Origin of the sequence: Mesosutterella faecium (genome assembly GCF_022809315.2) — a bacterium.
GTDB lineage: Bacteria > Pseudomonadota > Gammaproteobacteria > Burkholderiales > Burkholderiaceae_F > Mesosutterella > Mesosutterella faecium.
Genome location: NZ_JAKZJU020000002.1, coordinates 189,296 through 206,453, shown reverse-complemented (window position 1 = coordinate 206,453; position 17,158 = coordinate 189,296). Strand labels below are relative to the sequence as shown.

The window sequence follows — 17,158 nt, the reverse complement described above, 5'->3', positions numbered from 1 at the left end:
GGCCGTTTTGACGCTCTTTAGACGCGGGCTTGTCGGGTTCTTGACCGCCTCCACCCGATACTTCAACCGGTGATCAAACCAGGCTGGAGCAGGCCATGACGGACGCAGCAAACGTGGAATACGGCAGGAACCTTTCAGGGGCAGCGGAGAATCCTCCGCCCCTGTCTCTCTTTTCGTGCCTCGTGGTGCCGCTCGCGCTGCTCACGATTCTCGTCATCTACCCGCCCCACGCCCTTGACCTGTCGATCTCGCACCTCTTCTTTACGGAGGGCTGGGGATGGCATCGAAGCGATTCCTTTGTCTTCTGGACTCACACGGCGACCAAGGTCGTCACTTTCTCCGTCGCCCTCGCCATGATGGCGAGGCTTGCCTTCCACTGGAGAAAGAACCGCACCCTGCCCAAGGATTTGACGACGCTGCGGGAAGTCTACGTGCTCGCGGCCATGGCCTGCGGCGCGATTCTGGTCTGGTGGCTCAAGCGCACGACGGGCGTTGCCTGCCCCTGGGATTTGAGCGAGTTCGGGGGAACATTTTCCATCACCAATCCCTCCTTTTCCCTGTTCCCGCAGATCGGGAACTGCTGGCCCGCGGGACACGCAGGAACCGGCTTTGTCTTCTTCGCTTTTTACTTCGCCTTGAGAGGCGTGAGCCGGCCGCTCGCCCGGGCCGCCTTCTGGTTCGCCCTGCTTTTTGGCACCTTCTGCGGCTTCACGCGGGTGATGCAGGGCGCGCATTTCGTCTCCCACGTGATCGCGACCGGGCTCATCGACTGGCTGGTCTGTGCAGGGGTCTACAGCGTGTTTCTTGCCTGGGGCCGCCGGAAGGGCTTCGCATCGGTGAGCGCGTTCAGGCCGCTCTGGCAGTGGCGGACCATTCCGCAGCGCACGCTTATTTTGTTCTGCGCGCTCTGGTGGTCTGCGGTTTACTCATTTCCGTATCTTCAGAACTCCGTTGGTCTGAACAGCGCCGGCTTTCAATGGAGCGCCTCGGCCCTCCTCGCCCTCACGTGCCTTTTCGGGGCGCTTTTCGCGGCCAGCGCAGCGTTCCTCGTTGGAATCATGCAGCTGCCGACGAGAATCTGCGGCTCGATGATTGTGATCCTCGCCGCTTTGGGAGCCCTCTTTCTGACCGCTGCGGTCGTACCCGCGGGTCCTTCTCATTGGCTGCTGGCCCCGCTCTTTTTCCTGGCCTCGCTTCTTCCCGTGCTCCTGGCCGTCTGCCGCTCGAAGGTCGGCATACGGTCCTGGCGCCTGCAGCCCTACTGATCCCTGGAGAAACTTTGAGCGAGCAGCCTCAGCCCGCTTCTTTCGGGCAAAGGCTGTCCGCCTTGAGAATTTTTAACAATCGGTTAAATCGGTTTTCACTATTTATTCGCTTGTTATTAAACTTGTATTAATAGCTTTTCATCCCGGATCGAACTTAAGTTTCAACTCGAGTCCCCAAAGGGCAGTCAACCTGGAAGCCCTGCGACCCCGACGCGCCTGGACGAAGGTCTTTCGGGACGCTCCGGCCCGAAGAGCCGGAAGCCCTCCATGGGGCTGCCGCCTGCCGGTGCGGTTGAACCGTAACGGTTTCAATTTAGGGACGCGATAATCGCGTCCCTTATCTTTCAGAATTTTCCCTAAAGCCCGCACCACCGGGCGTTTACCTCTATTTCTCAAACCTTGAAATTCGGGCCTGTATATGTCATAATTGGTATACCTAATAGGGTGGTTATAAAGACAGCTATGGCTACGACGGAAAAACCGGATTATGTGATTCAATTTCAGAAGTCCAAACCCAGGCAGACCGAGATCAAGAAAATCGGCGGCCGCTGGTATCTTTATGAGCGCTTCAGCAAATACGATCCGGAAATAAAGCGCAGCCGGAAAATATCCGGGAAATGCCTCGGAGCCATCACTCCCGAGGGGCTGGTGAAAACCACCCGCAGGCTCGCCGAGCCCAAGCCCGCTGTTCTGAACGATGTGGTTGCCGTGGGCAATGAAGTGTATTTCTGGGAAAACACGGCTCCCATGCGTCGGCGCCTCAGGAAATATTTTCCTGATCTTTGGCGGCAGATTTACACGGCCGTGTATGTCCGTTCGGCGCTGGATCCCCGATTCCGAAGGCTGCAGTCTCACTACGAAAACAGCCTGTTCTCCTACCTCTGCCCGGGCCTGTCCTTCCAAAGGCCGTGCATCAGGGATCTGCTCGAGCAGCTGGGCAGGAGCCGGGAGGCCATCCGAGGCTACATGCGGGAAGACCTTGAAGATCGGGAAGCCTTCATCCTTTTTGACGGGCACAGAATCCTGTCTGCCTCCCAGACCATGACGACGGCTGAACTGGGCTACGACTCCAAGTGCAGATTCAAGCCCCAGATCAATCTGGTGTACGTATTTTCGTTGGGCGAAGACACCGGGATGCCTTTGTATTACAAGCAGTATGCCGGGAGCACCCCCGACGTGAGCTGCTTCTCCGACCTGCTGCGCGAGACCTCGATGAACGGGAAAAACTACACCGTCATCGCCGACAAAGGCTTTGCGAGCGAGGATGGCTTCTGCCAGCTTGAGGACGATGGCCTGAAGTACCTGCTGCCCCTCAGGCGGAACTGCGCGGCAGCGGCGGATCTGATACCTGAGTCGCCCAGAGGCTACCAGAAGGGCTTCACGTATCACTCCCGCTCGATTCAGTACAGTTCCTTTGACTGCCAGGACAAAGCTTCACGGCTCCACATCTATTTCGATCCAGAGCTGTACTCCGATGAGATGGCTACGGCCACCGCCCGAATGGAAGCACAGAACCGCACCGTCGGACAGGCTCGCCAGGCGGAAGAAAACAGAAGAAAAAAGGGCAAGGGAAGACTGACCGACGCCGAACTGGAGGCTCTCAGGCCTGTGGAGCTCTCTGACATTCATGACGCCCATCCGGCGATGGGCGTCATCATCATTAAGACCAATCGGCTGGACCTGGAAGGCGAGGCTGTTTATTACATCTACAAGCAGCGCCAGAACATCGAGCAGTTCTTCAAAACCTATTCAGAGACCCTGGACTTCGAAGCCTCGTATATGCGCGGAGCAACCCAGGAGGAAGCGTGGCTGTTCCTGAACCATCTTGCGGCCGGCTTCTGCGTCAAAACCATCGAGGACATTTATTCCATCGGCGAAGGCAAAAACATTTCGTACAAGGACCTGACCAGCGGCCTGGAGAAAATCAGGGCGGCAAGATTGGGAAAATCGTGGCAGATGCCGCCCATTAAGAGGTCTACTGCCAGGCTGTGCGAAAAACTTGGCATTAACGTCACTGCCGAGAAAATCGAAAAATTGGTCGCCGGAACTGAGTAACGTACCTAAATTGAAACCGTTACGGATTAACGTCACTGCCGAGAAAATCGAAAAATTGGTCGCCGGAACTGAGTAACGTACCTAAATTGAAACCGTTACGGGTTGAAGCCGCGTTTCGGCTCCCGCCGGCTCGTCTTCCTGCAGGGCCGGCCGGGCGGCGGACATGCATCCGGCCTCATCCGCTCCATCGGGATTTCATCCTTTAGGAAGCATCCTCACGAGTTCACCCGGGCACTCTTGATCCCTGCGGCCCGCTTTTCCTCCGCCTTATGGAGACGGACAAAGCCTGCTCTTTTTTCTGCGGGTCTTTTTTCTGCCCGCTCTTTTTTGGCTCCCGAGGAAGCTCCTCCCTTACTTTCGATGCTCTATGTCATTCTGTTGTTAAATTTTTAATAATGTTTTTTAATATTGTATAGCACGTGCTTCATCATTGATACGAGTTTAAAAGACTTTTTTCGGGACGGACTGTTCTTTCTTTCATCTCACCGCAGGGAAGGGAGGAGTTCCGCTTTGCGGGGCCGGAAGCACACCGCCGTCTCAGACTGCATTTACTCGACTCCATAGCAAACCGAACAGACGCAGAAAGAGCCTCGCGATCACAGTCGAAAAACAATCGTTAAAATCATAGAACGCTGTTTTTACACTATTAATAAAATAGGGATAAGAAGGTTCTGCTTTCCTCGTTTCACTGCCCTAGCCGAAACCGCCGGCAGAAGGCCTTCCGGGCCTCAAATCAACTTTTTTTAATATTGAAAAAATCAGATATCACTTATTTTCAACCATTGTAAAAATTAGAGAAACCCCAGAAAAGCGGAGAAGCGCCTGGCCTGAGACCGGAGCCGCCGCCGATTGAAAACAAGGGGAAAAGGAAAAGAAGGTAAGGAAGCCGGCGGGGAAGAGAAGAGCTTCTGCGGGCGTCCTCCGCCCGGCCTTCAGCGCCGAGGCTCCCTTTAAGCGGGGAGGGGAAAAGGGCGGGCAGATGATGGCGCTGACCTCAGTAGCCCAGGTCTTTGAGCAGACAAAAAGAGACCGGCCGCGGTGCGGCCGGAGCTTTTCAAGGGGCAGCCCTTTCAGCGGACCATGAGGCCGTTGTTCAGGGCCTGGGAAATCGCCGCGTTGATGAAGCCGTTTCGAGTCATCCCGTAGTCGCTTGCCACCTTGTCGACTTCCTGCAGCTTTTCCTTAGGCAGGTAGATCGTGAGCTGCTGGCGCTTGTTGATGAGGCGCGGCCGCCCGGGCTTCCTCTGCACGAACTCTCTTTCCTTCGCCGAGAGGGAGCCGTCCGCGGATTCTTCTTTCTCCGCAGGGGCAGGGCTGTTTTCATCCATATCCGGATCAAAGAAGGTATTGGGCATGGTGGAGACTCGTAAATTTTGAGAAACAGTGCTAAACAGCTGAAATGTATTTATTCAGCTGTTTTAACACATTGTATTACATCTGTCAGAGCGGGATGGTTTTTTCCACCAGATACCGGATTTCGTTGCAGGCCTTGAGATCGCGCGGCCGAAGCTCGAAAACCGATTTCCCGGAACCCAGGGCGATGCCGTAGGCCTTGCGGTTCACGATTCTCGCGTCGACGAACTCAAACTCCGGCACCTGCTCGATGATTTTCTGGGCGTTGATGTTGTCGGCCGAGCCGAGCTTCGCGTCAGCCCGCGAGAGAAAGCTGTAGGCCTTGAATTTGCCGCCGATCTTTCTGGCGTCGGCGACGATTTTGCCCAGCTTCTTTTTGAAGGACCAGATGTCGGTGCTTCCGGGAGGGCAGGGGACCAGAAGAATATCCGTGCGAAGCAGCGTCGCCCTCAGGGCTTCCGTATCGCGTCCTCCCGCGTCGACGATGACGTAGTCGTACTGTTTTTTCAATTCCTCAAGGTTCCAGCTGAGCTCCTTCGCTTCCGTGATCAGCTTGAAGGGCACGGCGGGCTTCACTCCCAGCATTTTGCGGACTTTCAGGGCCATCGAGGCCGACTCCTGCTCATCGGTGTCGACGAGGAAGACCGTTTTGGCTTTCTGCGTGAGCAGGTAAGTCGCGATGGAAACGGCGATGTTGGTCTTTCCAACGCCGCCCTTGATGTTGGCTACAGCGATGATCACTTGGCGTCCCCTTGAGGAAATGAGGAAAAAAGCGGCGGAGCCGCCGTTTTTTTTCCGCCAGAGAATATTACACAGAGGAGGATGAAGCCACAAATATTAGATTTTAAACAATGTGTTTTATAATTGTTAAACAATTGTCTCTACATTGTAATCATAGGCAATATTGACTGAGTTCTTCTCTTGGAGATCTCGAGGCGAGGAAGAAGCGGTTTTCGGTTCCGCCTTCGGCAGGCCGATTTAAATGTGTTTTAAGACTGCTTTAAATTTGTCTTCTGAGTGTTTCAATATTGAATCAATTTAAATTCACTCTTTATTGACTGTTTAAAAAAGGTTTGAAGCAGATCGGCAGGCAGACTGCCGCCGGAAGGGCAGGGCTATAACGTTTTCCGTACCTTAAGGAGACATCCTGAAATAACGTTCTCCGTACCCGCTGGTTCTCTTGAAGCTCAGCTTGAGGTATAACGTTTGCCGTGCCGGCTTTGCAGGATCAGACGCTTTCTTAAATAATTCTTTTAAATCAATAAGATATGAATAGGTGTCTGAAGCTTCCGGTGAAACAGGGTATAACGGTTGCCGTATCCTTTGCGGCAACGCCTTTCCAGCCGCGGCTATAACGCTTTCCGTACCCTGGGGTGATTTCTTTTTTTCTCTAGCTATAACGTCTGCCGTACCCTTTTCGGGACTTTAAGAAAATGAACGGCGGGGCTGCTTTGGAGATATAACGCTTACCGTACCCGATTGCCCGCCAGTAAGACCGCCGCTATAACGTCTTCCGTACCGGCCGGAAAGTCAGTTTCCGGCTTCGTTTTCCTGTTTTTTTATGTCTTTAAATCCCAATCTGCGGGGAGAAGGGCGGGCTGTTCGGTTTGATGTCTTTTAAAGACGTGGGTCTGACGGAAAGCGACAGGGAAACAGGCTTCTCGTTTTTTTTTGCGTTCATGCGCGGCTTTGAAAGCCTTTTGGTCCTTTCTATAACGTTTGCCGTGTATGGCTGAGAGCAGGAAAAGACGCGTGCGGTCGGGTGCAGTTTTTCTTGAATTCACGTATTTTTTTGTTTTTAAACAATGAGGTGCAGAAAGAAGCTCACCTTTTGATATAACGTTTCCCGTACTGGTCGGGGAAAAAGAAACGGCTGGTCGGTATAACGTTTGCCGTGCTCGTTTTTCTTAAGTAAGTGCTGTTCTTCGGGCTTGTTATCCACAGCTTCTGTACTTTCTTTTTTAGTATTTTTAAATCTTTTCCTTTCTTTTATATATAGAGGCCCCTTTTTTATAACGGAGACCGTACCTTTGGTATAACCTTTGCCGTGTATTGTTATAACGTCTGCCGTACCGTTCAAATTACGTCTGCCGTGCATGGGTATAACAAAGTATTTTGTTGTTATGGCTCAAGGCCTGTGGATAAATCCTGCAGCCTTTGAAATGCGGGCGTACGATTTCTCCATTCTGTGCAGAGGCGGGTTTTTCGATGGCCAATCATTCAAAAGACGGCAAAATGGTGCGGTACCTGAATCCGCTCAATTTTGCTTCCTACAAGCTGGATTTGTTCGAGCTTCGCGTGGTCATGGCCGCCATCGCCTCGGTGAAGCCCGACGAGGAAATCAGGCCGAGCGAAACCTATTATGTTTCAGCCGAGGACGTGATGATGCTCGGCACCCGCAAGCAGGAGGTGTACGCGGCGCTCTCCAAGGCCTCGCAGACGCTCTTTCACAGCTCGGCCACGATTTCCATGAGCGCGCTCGACGCCTTTCCGTCGCTGCGAAGCGGCTTCAGGACCCAGTACGAGGCCTATAAGAAGCACCCGGACAAGAAAAACTACGTGCAGTTCCACTTCCTTGCGGCCCTGTCCTACGGGGACGGGAAAATCGGCTTTAACTTCACCGAGCAGTTCATCCCGTTCATCCAGCAGCTGAAGGAGCGGTTCACCGAGTTCGAGCTCGTGGATTTAAAAGGCCTCAAAAGCGTTTACGCGGTCCGCATCTACACGATGGCGCTTCAGTACCAGAACCATCCGAAGAGGACGTTCATCACGACGGTGGAGGAGCTGCGCAAGGCGCTCAACCTGGGGAGCGCCTACCGGCTCTTCGGCAATTTCAAGCAGCGGATTCTCGACGTCGCAGTGCGGCAGATCAACGCTTCCCCTTACACGAAGTTCGGGCTGGAGCTTGAAATCGAAAAGGGCGAGCACAACCGCGTGACGAGGCTGATCTTCCACCTCCAGCCCAAGCCCTATTCCGTGCTCCCCAGCGGCAAACCCGCAAAGCACGAGGAGGGCGCAGCGCACGCGAAGGCCCAGACGGTGCTCACCGAAGCGCAGGCGACGCTTTCCGTGCGGCAGATCCCCATGTACGCGGACTGGCTCGCGGGGCGGAACGCCAAAAAGGTCGAGGCGACCGGCTTCAACGCGCACGCTTTTTTCGAGTGGCTCAAAGCCCAGAACATGAACCCGAAGGGCTCTTCGTCGGAAGAGTTTGCGGACTGGCTGCGAAGCGAGCTTGCCTCTCCTTCCTTTGTTCAAAAGATCTATAACCCCTGGCTCAAGCAGCTGGGATTCCGGAGCCGCCGCCGCTCGAGGTCCTGAACCGGCGGGACGGGCCGCTGGGCGCTGCCCCCGTTCTGGGGCTAAGGGTTTGTTCTAAACGGTTATTGTTATAGCCGAACTCCGGTCGCTTTTTGGGCCGGAAGCAGGGTGTCCGTAAACCGGGTCTGCTGTGCTTTTACAGTGCCTCCGCGGAAGAAAATTCAAGCGGGTCCCGAATTTGATTCGTTGGAGGCCGGCCTATAAGCCTGGCTTTCTCAGAAAGAAAGATGCGCGCGGGGAGAGCGTGAGCCGCGTCTGCCTGAACCTCCCGGACAAGCCCCGGCCGGGGCCGGCTGGAGAGATGAAGAGGGCAGGAAAAAAATCTCCCGCAGCGGTGAATGGGAAATTGATTTCGATGGACCTCGCACCGGGGACCGGCGGAGGACTGCTCAGGGGCGAAGCTACTGGTGTAGCTTTAAGCGCTGCGCTGAGCGCCGAAGGGGGGCTCGGCTGGGGCAAAGCCGTTTATTTCAAGCTCTGCTTAGATCGGTTGAAACGACGGCGGAAACGAAAATGTTGCTTTTTAACAACACTTCAATGTAAAAAAACTAAAAGCCCAGAGTTTTTTAATTTATAAATTTATACATTAAAAACAAATAAATACATAGACGCTAAAACAGAAGACCGGTAATTTATTGGTAAAAACCCTATATCCTAAGTCGGCAAGTCTTGGCAGGATAGACACAGAGGACGTTCGGGTTATGCCCGATTGTTCTTAACCAAAGAAGCCTCAGCCGAGGCTGGATTAGGAGTTTTAAACCAAATGAAAAAGTCTCTTGTTGCAGTTGCTCTGCTCGGCGCTTTTGCCGCCTCTGCTTTCGCTGCTCCGTCCGTGACCCTGTACGGCCGTATTGATACCGGCCTTGCTTATACTCACCAGGATCTGGATCAGCCCAAGGGTGATTCCACCGACACGCTCGAGATGACCACCGGCTTCTCCACTGGCTCCCGCTGGGGCCTGAAGGGCACGGAAGACATTGGCAACGCCAAGGTCGGCTTCGTCCTCGAGTCCGGCTTCAACTCTGACGACGGCACGAGCGGCCAGGGCGGCCGTCTCTTCGGCCGTGAAGCTCAGGTGAACGTCTCCGGCGCGTACGGCACCCTCTATGCCGGCCGTCTGGGCTCCATCGTGAGCGATTCCGGCTCCCTCTGCCTGCTGGGCAGCGTTTCCGCCTTCCCGAACGGCTATGGCATCGTCGGCACGATGAAGGGCTCGACCGGTTCCGGCTATGACCGCTACGACAACGTCATCGCCTACAAGACCCCGTCGATGGCCGGCTTCACGGTTTCCGCGATGTACTCCTTCAAGGGCAATGACCTTGCGAAGGACAAAGATAAAAAAGATGTGAGCGGTGTCGAGAATAAGGCGAGTGCTACCCGCTACGCTGCTGCTGGCCTGCAGTACAAGGCCGGCAAGTTCACCGCCGTCCTGGCTGGCGACTACACGATGTGGAGCAATGATCAGTATGGCAAGGATCTTGATGATGGCTACACCATCGTCCTCGGCGGCAACTATGACTTCGGCGTTGCCCAGGTCTTCGGCAAGGCCACTTACTTCGACAACGCGGCCAACGCTCTTGACTCCTTCGGTGTTTTTGATGCTACTAACAAGACCACGGGCTATGTCGGTAACGGCACAGTTGCTGTGAAGGGCTGGGGCCTTGAAGTCAGCACCAAGGTGCCGGCTTTCGGCGGCGACTTCCTCGCCACCGTTGGCTATCGTGACGCCAAGGATGTGGACCACACTAGCATCAAGTATCATCGCTGGAACGCCGCTGTCGGCTACGCCTATCCGTTCTCCAAGCGCACCAACGTCTACGCTGCCGCTGGCTACGCTCAGGAAAAGGCTAAGGGTGGTGCTGACGCCCGCACCCCGAACGCCGCTCAGGTCGGCCTCGGCCTCGTCCACAAGTTCTAATTTCTCTTAACTGAGAAAAAGGCGGAACACGCATTCCGCCTTGAACTTGAAGCGAAAGAACCGCATTTCGGTATTCCGGAATGCGGTTCTGCTTTTCTGCGGAAAAAGAAAGGCCGCCGGGCTAAACCTTCTCTGTTGCGTTTCTGCAACAGCAGGATTTTGCCGGGGAATTTGGATTCGTATAGATAAAATTCATTAGGATTTAATACTTTAGATGTTTTTCGGATAGAGTTTTGCAGATTATGCAAAACTCTTTTGTTTCATTTTTTGCCGACAAACGCCCGAAGCAGTGTCACTATTGGACTAGTTTCAACGGATGAGATCTGCCCTCATCATCCAAAGTTCAATTTCATTATGAGTAGGAGAGAAGATAAGATGAAAAAGTCTTTGGTTGCGGCTGCGATCCTCGGAGCCTTTGCCGCTTCTGCTTTCGCTGCCCCGTCCGTGACCCTCTACGGCCGCATTGATACGGGCCTCGTCTACACCCACCAGGATCTGGATAAAAAGGGTGTTGATTCCACCGACACGTTCGAAATGAAGTCCGGCTTCTCCACCGGTTCCCGCTGGGGCCTGAAGGGGACGGAAGACATTGGCAACGCCAAGGTCGGTTTCGTCCTCGAATCGGGTTTCAATTCTGACGATGGTACAAACGGACAGAGCCGCCTCTTCGGCCGTGAAGCCCAGGTGAATGTTTCCGGTGCTTACGGCGCTCTCTATGCCGGTCGCCTGATGTCTATTGCCAGTATCGGCGGCTCGGTCTCCATGCTGGGCGATATCTCGGCCTTCGGCATGACTTACGGCGATACAGCTAAGGGCAATGGTTCTACCGGGTCTGCTTATACCCGTTACGACAACACCCTCGCCTACATGACCCCGAAGTTCGGCGGCTTCAGTGCCGGCGCGATGTACTCCTTCAAGGGCAATGACCTTGCGAAGGACAAAAATAGTAAAGATGTGAGCGGTGTCGAGAATAAGGCGAGTGCCACCCGCTACGCTGCTGTAGGTCTGCAGTACAAGGCGCCGAAGTTCAAGGTGGTCCTCGCCGGTGACTACACGATGTGGGGCAATGATCAGTATGGCAAGGACCTTGATGACGGCTACAGCATCATCCTGGGAGGCAACTACGACTTCGGCGTTGCCAAGGTCTTCGCCAAGGCCACTTACTTCGACAACGAAGACGTTGGCTCTGTTGTGGATACGTTCAAGCTCCTGAAGAATGTCACACATAAGGTTAATAACGAAGATGTGACCACGGATGCGGTTAAGGGCTGGGGTCTTGAACTCGGCACGAAGGTGCCGGCCTTCGGCGGAAACTTCCTCGCCGCTGTCGGCTACCGCGACGCGAAGGATGTGGACGACTCCGATGTGAAGTTCCATCGTTGGAACGTGGCCGCGGGCTACACCTACGCTTTCTCTAAGAGAACTAACGTTTATGGCCTTGTCGGTTACGCTCAGGAAAAGGCTAAGGGAGCTTCTTACAAGAAGCTAAATAGTAACCCCAATCCGAACGAAGTTCAGGTAGGCTTGGGCTTGGTCCACAAGTTCTGATTTCCTTAAAGCTGAGGAAAGGCGGGGGCTGCGCCTCCGCCTTTGGAACTTCAAAGCCGCTTCCCGGTTACAAGAGACTCCGGGATGCGGCTTTGCTTTATCTGCCGCCCCCCTTTTGTGACATACTTCCTTCATTCGGTCTGACTTCAAGAAAGGAGTTCGGAATGACTGCACCTGCCTGCGCCTGTGAAGTGGCAGCAAAGCCCGCGCTGCCTCCGCCCGCCTGGGACGGGGAGAAAATGTTCGCCGAGTACGCCGCGAAGGGCTGCACGGTGCCGACCCCGGGGCCCGAGGGGAGGGTGGAGGCCTATGTGGCGATCGATCCCCAGTGCCCGAAGAGCATGGCTCTGTTCCGAGCCGCAAAGCCCCTGGCCGACAGGCTCTGCGTGCGGTGGCTGCTGATCGCGGCCGTCAACTTCAACTCCGACCCGCAGTCGACGATGATCCTGATGAGCGAGGATCCCTGGAAAAAGCTGAACGAGCACGTGGATCATTTCGGGGACGAAGCCTTTCGGGGGCTCCCCGTGGATCAGAAGGAGGTCTGGAAGCTGCCGCAGGAAGTCCGCATGAAGGTCTGGGCGAATTCCAAGCTCGCGCGCTGGAACGGGACGCGGGGCCTGCCTCTGGGGGTCGTGAAGACCCGGTCCGGGGAGTACCGCGCGCTCACAGCCGGCATGAGCACCGGAGACATCGCGGTGGCGTCCGGCCTCTGATTCTCTTTCCACCAAAGCCGCAGCCCCGTTTTGGCCGGGGGCCGCGGCCCGCCTGCCCCCCGCGCCCGGGCTCCTAGCCGAACCGGACTAGGTATTTTATCTTAAGGTTGTTCTCCATACCTTTAAAAACCCCCGGCCGCAGGCCGTCCAAGATGCTTCCTAAGTCCATGAAAACAGGGCGGTAATCTACCGTTTCAATTTTCAATAAATCGGGTTTCGATTTCCGCTTATGTCCGGGGGTAAGTAATAATTCAGAACATAACCGTTCCGGGTTCACAATATCGTTCGTTGGTATACCGGTATTTAGACTTGATGTACTACCTCTGAGGGCTGAGGGCTTTCCTTCTGATGGAGGTCTGCTGATTCCGGTAAGGACAGCGGCAAGATCTGGGAGGCCGGCTCAGGCGGAGTCTGAACTACGGTCTGCAGTTTTCAATTTCAAAGGAGTTTTCGAATGGAAAAGGAAGTTATTGCAACTCCCAAGGCCCCTGCGGCGATTGGACCTTATTCTCAGGGCATCGCGTCCGGCGGCCTCATTTTCGTTTCCGGGCAGCTTCCCGTGAACCCCGCCACCGGCGAGATCCCCGAGGGGATTGAGGCCCAGGCCCGCCAGTCGCTTGAAAACGTGAAGGCCATTCTCGAGCAGGCCGGGTCCTGCTGTTGCAAAGTCGTGAAGACCACCTGCTTCCTTGCCGACATCGCTGACTTCGCCGTCTTCAACAAGGTCTACGCGGAGTATTTCCCGAAGGATGCTCCTGCCCGCTCCTGCTTCCAGGTGGGTGCTATCCCGAAGGGCGCGAAGCTCGAAGTCGAAGCGATCGCCGTGCGCTGAGAAACCGGCGGCAGCTGTCGTTTAAAACACACTTAAAAAACATCCAAAGGGGACTCTTATGCTAAGCCTCGTCATTGCCGGCATAACCCTCGTGATCGTGGTCTACCTGCTCGTGAAGGGCTACTACCCGCAGGCCGCACTGTTCATCGGCGGCCTGATTCTGCTCACCTGCACGTGGATCTTCGGCCTCGGGGACCTGCTGCCGGCCAAGCAGACCACCCACTTCGGCGGGTTCGACATTTTCAAGGTCTTCAGCACGCGCTTTGCCACCCGCATCGGCGGCCTGGGCCTCATGCTGATGGCGATCGGCGGCTTCTCACGCTACATGGAGTACGTCGGCGCCTCGAGCGCGCTCTTCAAGGTTTTTGAAAAGCCGCTCAAGAAGATCAAGAACCCGTACCTGCTGCTGGGCGCTGCGTTCCTGGTCGAGCAAATCATGGTGATCTTCGTGCCGTCCCATGCGGGTCTCGGGCTGTTGCTCATGTGCACGCTCTACCCGATTCTCGTCCGCTCCGGCGTGAGCCCGCTTTCCGCCCTGGGCGTGATCGGCTGCTGCCAGTTCATGGACGTGGGCCCGGGCTCGGGCAACGCCAACATGGCCGCGCAGGTGGCTCAGATGGACGTCTCCGAGTACTTCGTGTACTACCAGCTGCCGCTCTTCATCGGCCTTGTCGTCATCCTCACCTTCGTGCAGATGTTCGTCCAGGCCTGGTGGGACAAGCGCGAGGGCTGGCACTTCGATCCTGAGCACGTGAAGACCTTCGCGGGCGAGAAGTCGGTGAAGGAGCCTGTCGATGCGCCCCGCATCTACGCCATCCTGCCGATCATCCCGCTGTTCCTGATCATCTTCTTCTCGAAGGTGGCCGGCTCCACGATCCGCATGGACGTGGTGACCGCCATGGTGATCTCCACGATCATCGCGATCATCTTCGAGCTGATCCGCTGGCGCGACCTGCGCAAGATCCTCGGCACCTTCAAGCTCTTCTTTGAAGGCATGGGCAAGATCCTCGTCGGCGTCGTCTCCCTGATCATCTGCGGCGAGTACTTCGCCCAGGGGCTGATCAAGTCCGGTGCGATGGGCACCCTGATCTCCGCGGCCAATGACGCGGGCTTCGGGCTTGCCGCCATGGTGGTGATCGGCGGCCTGCTGCTGTGGATCATGGCCTTCATCATGGGCTCGGGCAACGCGGCCTTCTTCTCGTTCGCCCCGCTCGTCCCGCCGATCGCTCATGCCGTCGGCGCCCCGATCGTTTCCCTCATCTTCCCGCTTCAGGTGCTCGTCTCCTTCGGCCGCGTCTCTTCGCCGATCACGGCAGCCCTGATCGCCATTTCGGGCATCGCCGGCGTTTCCTCCTTCCAGGTCGCCAAGCGCACCTGCATCCCGATGTTTGTGGCTACGATCGTGACCCTCGTGGCTTACTTCATGTTCTGGTACTAGGTTCAGTCGGCAGGCTCCCGCGCAGCGGGAGCCGCCCTTGAATCAAACCGCAATCTTTTTTGGAGTAGAAAATGACCCTGAAGCACAATTTTGACGAAGTGGTTGACCGCACCCATACCAACAGCTCCAAGTGGCTCAAGTATCCGAAGGGAGTGTTGCCGCTATGGATCGCAGACACCGACTTCAAATGCCCGCAGCCTGTGATTGACGAGATGATCAAAATCGCCCAGCACGGCATCTACGGCTATCCCTACGTGCAGGAAGGCTCCTTTGAAAAGGCGACGGTGCGCTGGTGCAAGGTTCGCTACGACTGGGACATCACCGAGAGCATGGTCGACTTCGTCCCCTCCACCGGCACGGCGCTCGCCGTGGCCGTGAAGGCGTTCTGCGAGCCGGGCGACAAGGTGCTGATGCAAACCCCGATCTATCCCCCCTTCACGGCCGTGACGGTGAAAAACCGCTGCTACGCCTCCAACAACCCGCTCAAGTTCGTGAACGGGCGCTGGGAAATCGACTGGGAGGATTTCGAGGCCCGCGCGAAGGATCCGAAGTGCAAGCTTTTCATGCTGTGCAATCCGCACAACCCGACCGGCCGCTGCTTCACCGCCGAGGAGCTCAACCGCATGGCCGACATTTGCGCGGCCAACAGTGTGACGATCTTCGCCGACGAGGTGCACTCCGACTTTGTGTTCGCGCCCCATAAGCACCAGGTCTTCGCGAAGCTCTCTGAGAAGGCGAAGAACATGTGCGTGGTCGCCGTGAACCCGGCTAAGACCTTCAACATTGCGGGCCTGCGCACCTCCTCGGTCGTCACCCCGAACCCCGAAGTGCAGAAGCAGTACCAGGCGGCCCTCGCCTCCTGCAAGCTCGGCCGCGAGTGCTTTGGCATCGCCGGCTACGTGAAGGCCTTCACGGAGTGCGACTACTACGCCGACCAGATCCGTGACTACGTCGAGGCGAACCACCGCTACGTGGTCGACTACATCACGAAGAACATTCCGCAGATCAAGGCCTATATGCCTGACGCCACGTTCCTGCTGTGGCTCGACTGCCGCGGACTGCCCTTCAAGACCCAGGCCGAGCTCGACAAGTTCATGGTCGAGAAGGCGAAGCTCGGTTTGAACCCCGGCAATACCTTCGGCGTCGAGGGCGAGCGTTTTGTTCGCATGAACGTGGCCAGCCCGCGCTCCTATCTGGTCGAAGCCATGAAGCGCCTGAGCGAAGCGGTGAAATCGCTTTAATATTTCCCCGCCCGCTTTTTTTGAGGGAAGACCGCTGCGCTGAGTCGCAGCGCAGCGGCTTTCCGACGGCCCGCCGGCATTTCCGAAAAGAGGTTTCGGAAATGCCGGCGGGCCTTTTGCGGGCCTCGCCAGCACTGCCGTTCGATTCGGCCGCGCGCGGCATCTTCTGAGATAATCCGATTCACGAAGGAGTTTATGGATCCAGCGAAATGATCACCTGCACCAGATATCATGATATTTCCTGCGGCCACAGGGTTTACGGCCATGAAGGGAAATGCGCTCATCTTCATGGGCACAATTACCGGATCACCTTCACCTGCGCGGGGGACCGCGACGACGTTGGAAGGGTCATCGACTTCAGCGTGATCAAGGCGCGGCTGTGCGAGTGGCTTGAGGAAAACTACGACCACCGGTTCCTGATCTGGGAGAAGGATCCGATCGCCGAAGATCTGCGAAGGCTCGACCCGGCGGTCGTGTTCGTCCCGTTCAACCCGACCGCGGAGAACATCGCCGAGCATCTGGTCCGGGTCGTCGCCCCGAAGCAGCTCGAGGGAACGGGCGTGACCCTCGTCAGGTGCGAAGTGGAGGAGACAAGAAAATGTTCGGCGGCTTTTTCGCTTTGAGATGACGAGCTACTACATCAACGAGATTTTCCCCTCCGTGCAGGGCGAGGGCGCGAAAACCGGTTGCCCGGCGGTGTTTGTGAGGTTTCAAGGCTGCTCCGTGAGGTGTCCATGGTGCGACACGAAGTACACGTGGAAGGGCGGCGCGAAGTGCGCCTCGCTCGTGCCTGCATCGGAAATCTTCGTAAAGGACCGGAAAGCCGGCTGCGCGCTCATTGAAAAGGAAGCGCTCGTGCGGGACATCACCGGCCGGTACCCAAACATTCCGCTGGTCATCCTGACGGGCGGCGAGCCCTGCGAGCAGGACATCGGCCCCTTATGCGAGTCGCTCAGGGCCCGGGGGCTGGACATCGCGGTTGAAACCTCCGGGCACGTCGACTTCGATTTCCCGGACTACGTCTACGTGGTCGTTTCCCCCAAGCTCGGCGTCCCGAACGGGGAGCTCGTTCCGCGTATGGCCCGCCGGGCTGACGAGATCAAGTATGTCATCGGGAACGAGGCGGACCTCGAAAGGATGAAGCCGCTGCGGGTCGCGTACCCGGACAAGCTTTTCTGCCTTCAGCCGAAGTCTCAGGACAAGGAGGCCACCCGGCTGTGCTTTGAGTACGTCATCAGCCGCAGCGGCAAACTTAGGCTGAGCCTGCAGACCGAAAAGATGATTGACATCCGGTAGCGGCGCTTCCCGCGCGAGGCCCGGAAGGGCGGGCTTTTTGCGGGACAAAAAAAGACCGCTCCCGGATTGAACCGGAAACGGCAGCGGCCATCGGAAGTCCGCCTTGCCCGGAGGCGGTTGTCTGAACTGAGGCTGCCATGTCTTCGTTTCCGCACCAAAAGAATTTTCTCTGGATTTT

General features: G+C 56.3%; 14 protein-coding genes. 11 read left to right on the top strand and 3 right to left on the bottom strand.

The genetic code is table 11. The features are described from left to right. Positions 1-95 precede the first annotated feature (95 nt). The gene (locus tag MUN46_RS11315; RefSeq protein ID WP_243377321.1) at positions 96-1,265 is read left to right on the top strand and encodes a phosphatase PAP2 family protein; all 1,170 of its coding nucleotides are present in this window, start codon (positions 96-98) and stop codon (positions 1,263-1,265) included. Positions 1,266-1,727: 462 nt separating this feature from the next. Further along, positions 1,728-3,320: an IS1634 family transposase gene (locus MUN46_RS11310; RefSeq protein WP_285230601.1), complete on the top strand. Its 1,593-nt coding sequence runs from the start codon at positions 1,728-1,730 to the stop codon at positions 3,318-3,320. A 1,070-nt stretch (positions 3,321-4,390) separates the two neighbouring features. On the opposite strand, the gene MUN46_RS11305 is transcribed toward MUN46_RS11310, so the two are convergent. From MUN46_RS11305 to MUN46_RS11295, 3 genes are all read right to left on the bottom strand, one after another. Then, positions 4,391-4,675 carry a ribbon-helix-helix domain-containing protein gene (locus MUN46_RS11305; protein ID WP_243377484.1) on the bottom strand — a complete coding sequence of 95 codons (285 nt, stop codon included), beginning with the start codon at positions 4,673-4,675 and terminating at the stop codon, positions 4,391-4,393. Between the two features lie 85 nt (positions 4,676-4,760). After that, the gene (locus tag MUN46_RS11300) at positions 4,761-5,414 is read right to left on the bottom strand and encodes an AAA family ATPase (RefSeq protein WP_243377485.1); all 654 of its coding nucleotides are present in this window, start codon (positions 5,412-5,414) and stop codon (positions 4,761-4,763) included. A gap of 1,057 nt (positions 5,415-6,471) precedes the next feature. Beyond that, positions 6,472-6,771, bottom strand: coding sequence for a hypothetical protein (locus MUN46_RS11295; RefSeq protein WP_285230642.1), 300 nt, complete (start codon positions 6,769-6,771; stop codon positions 6,472-6,474). A 110-nt stretch (positions 6,772-6,881) separates the two neighbouring features. Here MUN46_RS11295 and MUN46_RS11290 point away from each other — a divergent pair, with 110 nt between their 5' ends. From MUN46_RS11290 to MUN46_RS11250, 9 genes are all read left to right on the top strand, one after another. Next, complete coding sequence (locus MUN46_RS11290; protein WP_243377487.1) at positions 6,882-7,994, top strand: replication initiation protein; 1,113 nt, start codon at positions 6,882-6,884, stop codon at positions 7,992-7,994. 763 nt (positions 7,995-8,757) lie between these two features. Continuing rightward, the gene (locus MUN46_RS11285) at positions 8,758-9,912 is read left to right on the top strand and encodes a porin (RefSeq protein ID WP_243377488.1); all 1,155 of its coding nucleotides are present in this window, start codon (positions 8,758-8,760) and stop codon (positions 9,910-9,912) included. A 375-nt stretch (positions 9,913-10,287) separates the two neighbouring features. Beyond that, positions 10,288-11,460 (top strand): porin, encoded by a 1,173-nt coding sequence (locus MUN46_RS11280; protein ID WP_243377489.1) that lies wholly within the window; start codon positions 10,288-10,290, stop codon positions 11,458-11,460. 164 nt (positions 11,461-11,624) lie between these two features. Continuing rightward, positions 11,625-12,173, top strand: a complete 549-nt coding sequence (locus MUN46_RS11275) for a Tat pathway signal protein (RefSeq protein ID WP_243377490.1) — start codon at positions 11,625-11,627, stop codon at positions 12,171-12,173. Positions 12,174-12,627: 454 nt separating this feature from the next. Continuing rightward, positions 12,628-13,005, top strand: a complete 378-nt coding sequence (locus tag MUN46_RS11270) for a RidA family protein (protein WP_243377491.1) — start codon at positions 12,628-12,630, stop codon at positions 13,003-13,005. 58 nt (positions 13,006-13,063) lie between these two features. Further along, the gene (gene dcuC, locus MUN46_RS11265) at positions 13,064-14,443 is read left to right on the top strand and encodes a C4-dicarboxylate transporter DcuC (RefSeq protein ID WP_237978327.1); all 1,380 of its coding nucleotides are present in this window, start codon (positions 13,064-13,066) and stop codon (positions 14,441-14,443) included. Positions 14,444-14,514: 71 nt separating this feature from the next. Then, positions 14,515-15,684: a MalY/PatB family protein gene (locus MUN46_RS11260; RefSeq protein WP_243377492.1), complete on the top strand. Its 1,170-nt coding sequence runs from the start codon at positions 14,515-14,517 to the stop codon at positions 15,682-15,684. Between the two features lie 209 nt (positions 15,685-15,893). After that, positions 15,894-16,307 (top strand): 6-pyruvoyl trahydropterin synthase family protein, encoded by a 414-nt coding sequence (locus MUN46_RS11255; RefSeq protein ID WP_243377493.1) that lies wholly within the window; start codon positions 15,894-15,896, stop codon positions 16,305-16,307. Between the two features lies 1 nt (position 16,308). Beyond that, the gene (locus tag MUN46_RS11250; protein WP_243377494.1) at positions 16,309-16,980 is read left to right on the top strand and encodes a 7-carboxy-7-deazaguanine synthase QueE; all 672 of its coding nucleotides are present in this window, start codon (positions 16,309-16,311) and stop codon (positions 16,978-16,980) included. Positions 16,981-17,158 lie beyond the last annotated feature (178 nt).

Bases quoted from the DNA above. Each gene is read 5' to 3' on its own strand.
- MUN46_RS11315 (WP_243377321.1), top strand. From the start codon at position 96: ATGACGGACGCAGCAAACGTGGAATACGGCAGGAACCTTTCAGGGGCA.
- MUN46_RS11310 (WP_285230601.1), top strand. From the start codon at position 1,728: ATGGCTACGACGGAAAAACCGGATTATGTGATTCAATTTCAGAAGTCC.
- MUN46_RS11305 (WP_243377484.1), bottom strand. From the start codon at position 4,675: ATGCCCAATACCTTCTTTGATCCGGATATGGATGAAAACAGCCCTGCC.
- MUN46_RS11295 (WP_285230642.1), bottom strand. From the start codon at position 6,771: ATGCACGGCAGACGTAATTTGAACGGTACGGCAGACGTTATAACAATA.
- MUN46_RS11290 (WP_243377487.1), top strand. From the start codon at position 6,882: ATGGCCAATCATTCAAAAGACGGCAAAATGGTGCGGTACCTGAATCCG.
- MUN46_RS11285 (WP_243377488.1), top strand. From the start codon at position 8,758: ATGAAAAAGTCTCTTGTTGCAGTTGCTCTGCTCGGCGCTTTTGCCGCC.
- MUN46_RS11280 (WP_243377489.1), top strand. From the start codon at position 10,288: ATGAAAAAGTCTTTGGTTGCGGCTGCGATCCTCGGAGCCTTTGCCGCT.
- MUN46_RS11275 (WP_243377490.1), top strand. From the start codon at position 11,625: ATGACTGCACCTGCCTGCGCCTGTGAAGTGGCAGCAAAGCCCGCGCTG.
- MUN46_RS11270 (WP_243377491.1), top strand. From the start codon at position 12,628: ATGGAAAAGGAAGTTATTGCAACTCCCAAGGCCCCTGCGGCGATTGGA.
- dcuC (WP_237978327.1), top strand. From the start codon at position 13,064: ATGCTAAGCCTCGTCATTGCCGGCATAACCCTCGTGATCGTGGTCTAC.
- MUN46_RS11260 (WP_243377492.1), top strand. From the start codon at position 14,515: ATGACCCTGAAGCACAATTTTGACGAAGTGGTTGACCGCACCCATACC.
- MUN46_RS11255 (WP_243377493.1), top strand. From the start codon at position 15,894: ATGATCACCTGCACCAGATATCATGATATTTCCTGCGGCCACAGGGTT.
- MUN46_RS11250 (WP_243377494.1), top strand. From the start codon at position 16,309: ATGACGAGCTACTACATCAACGAGATTTTCCCCTCCGTGCAGGGCGAG.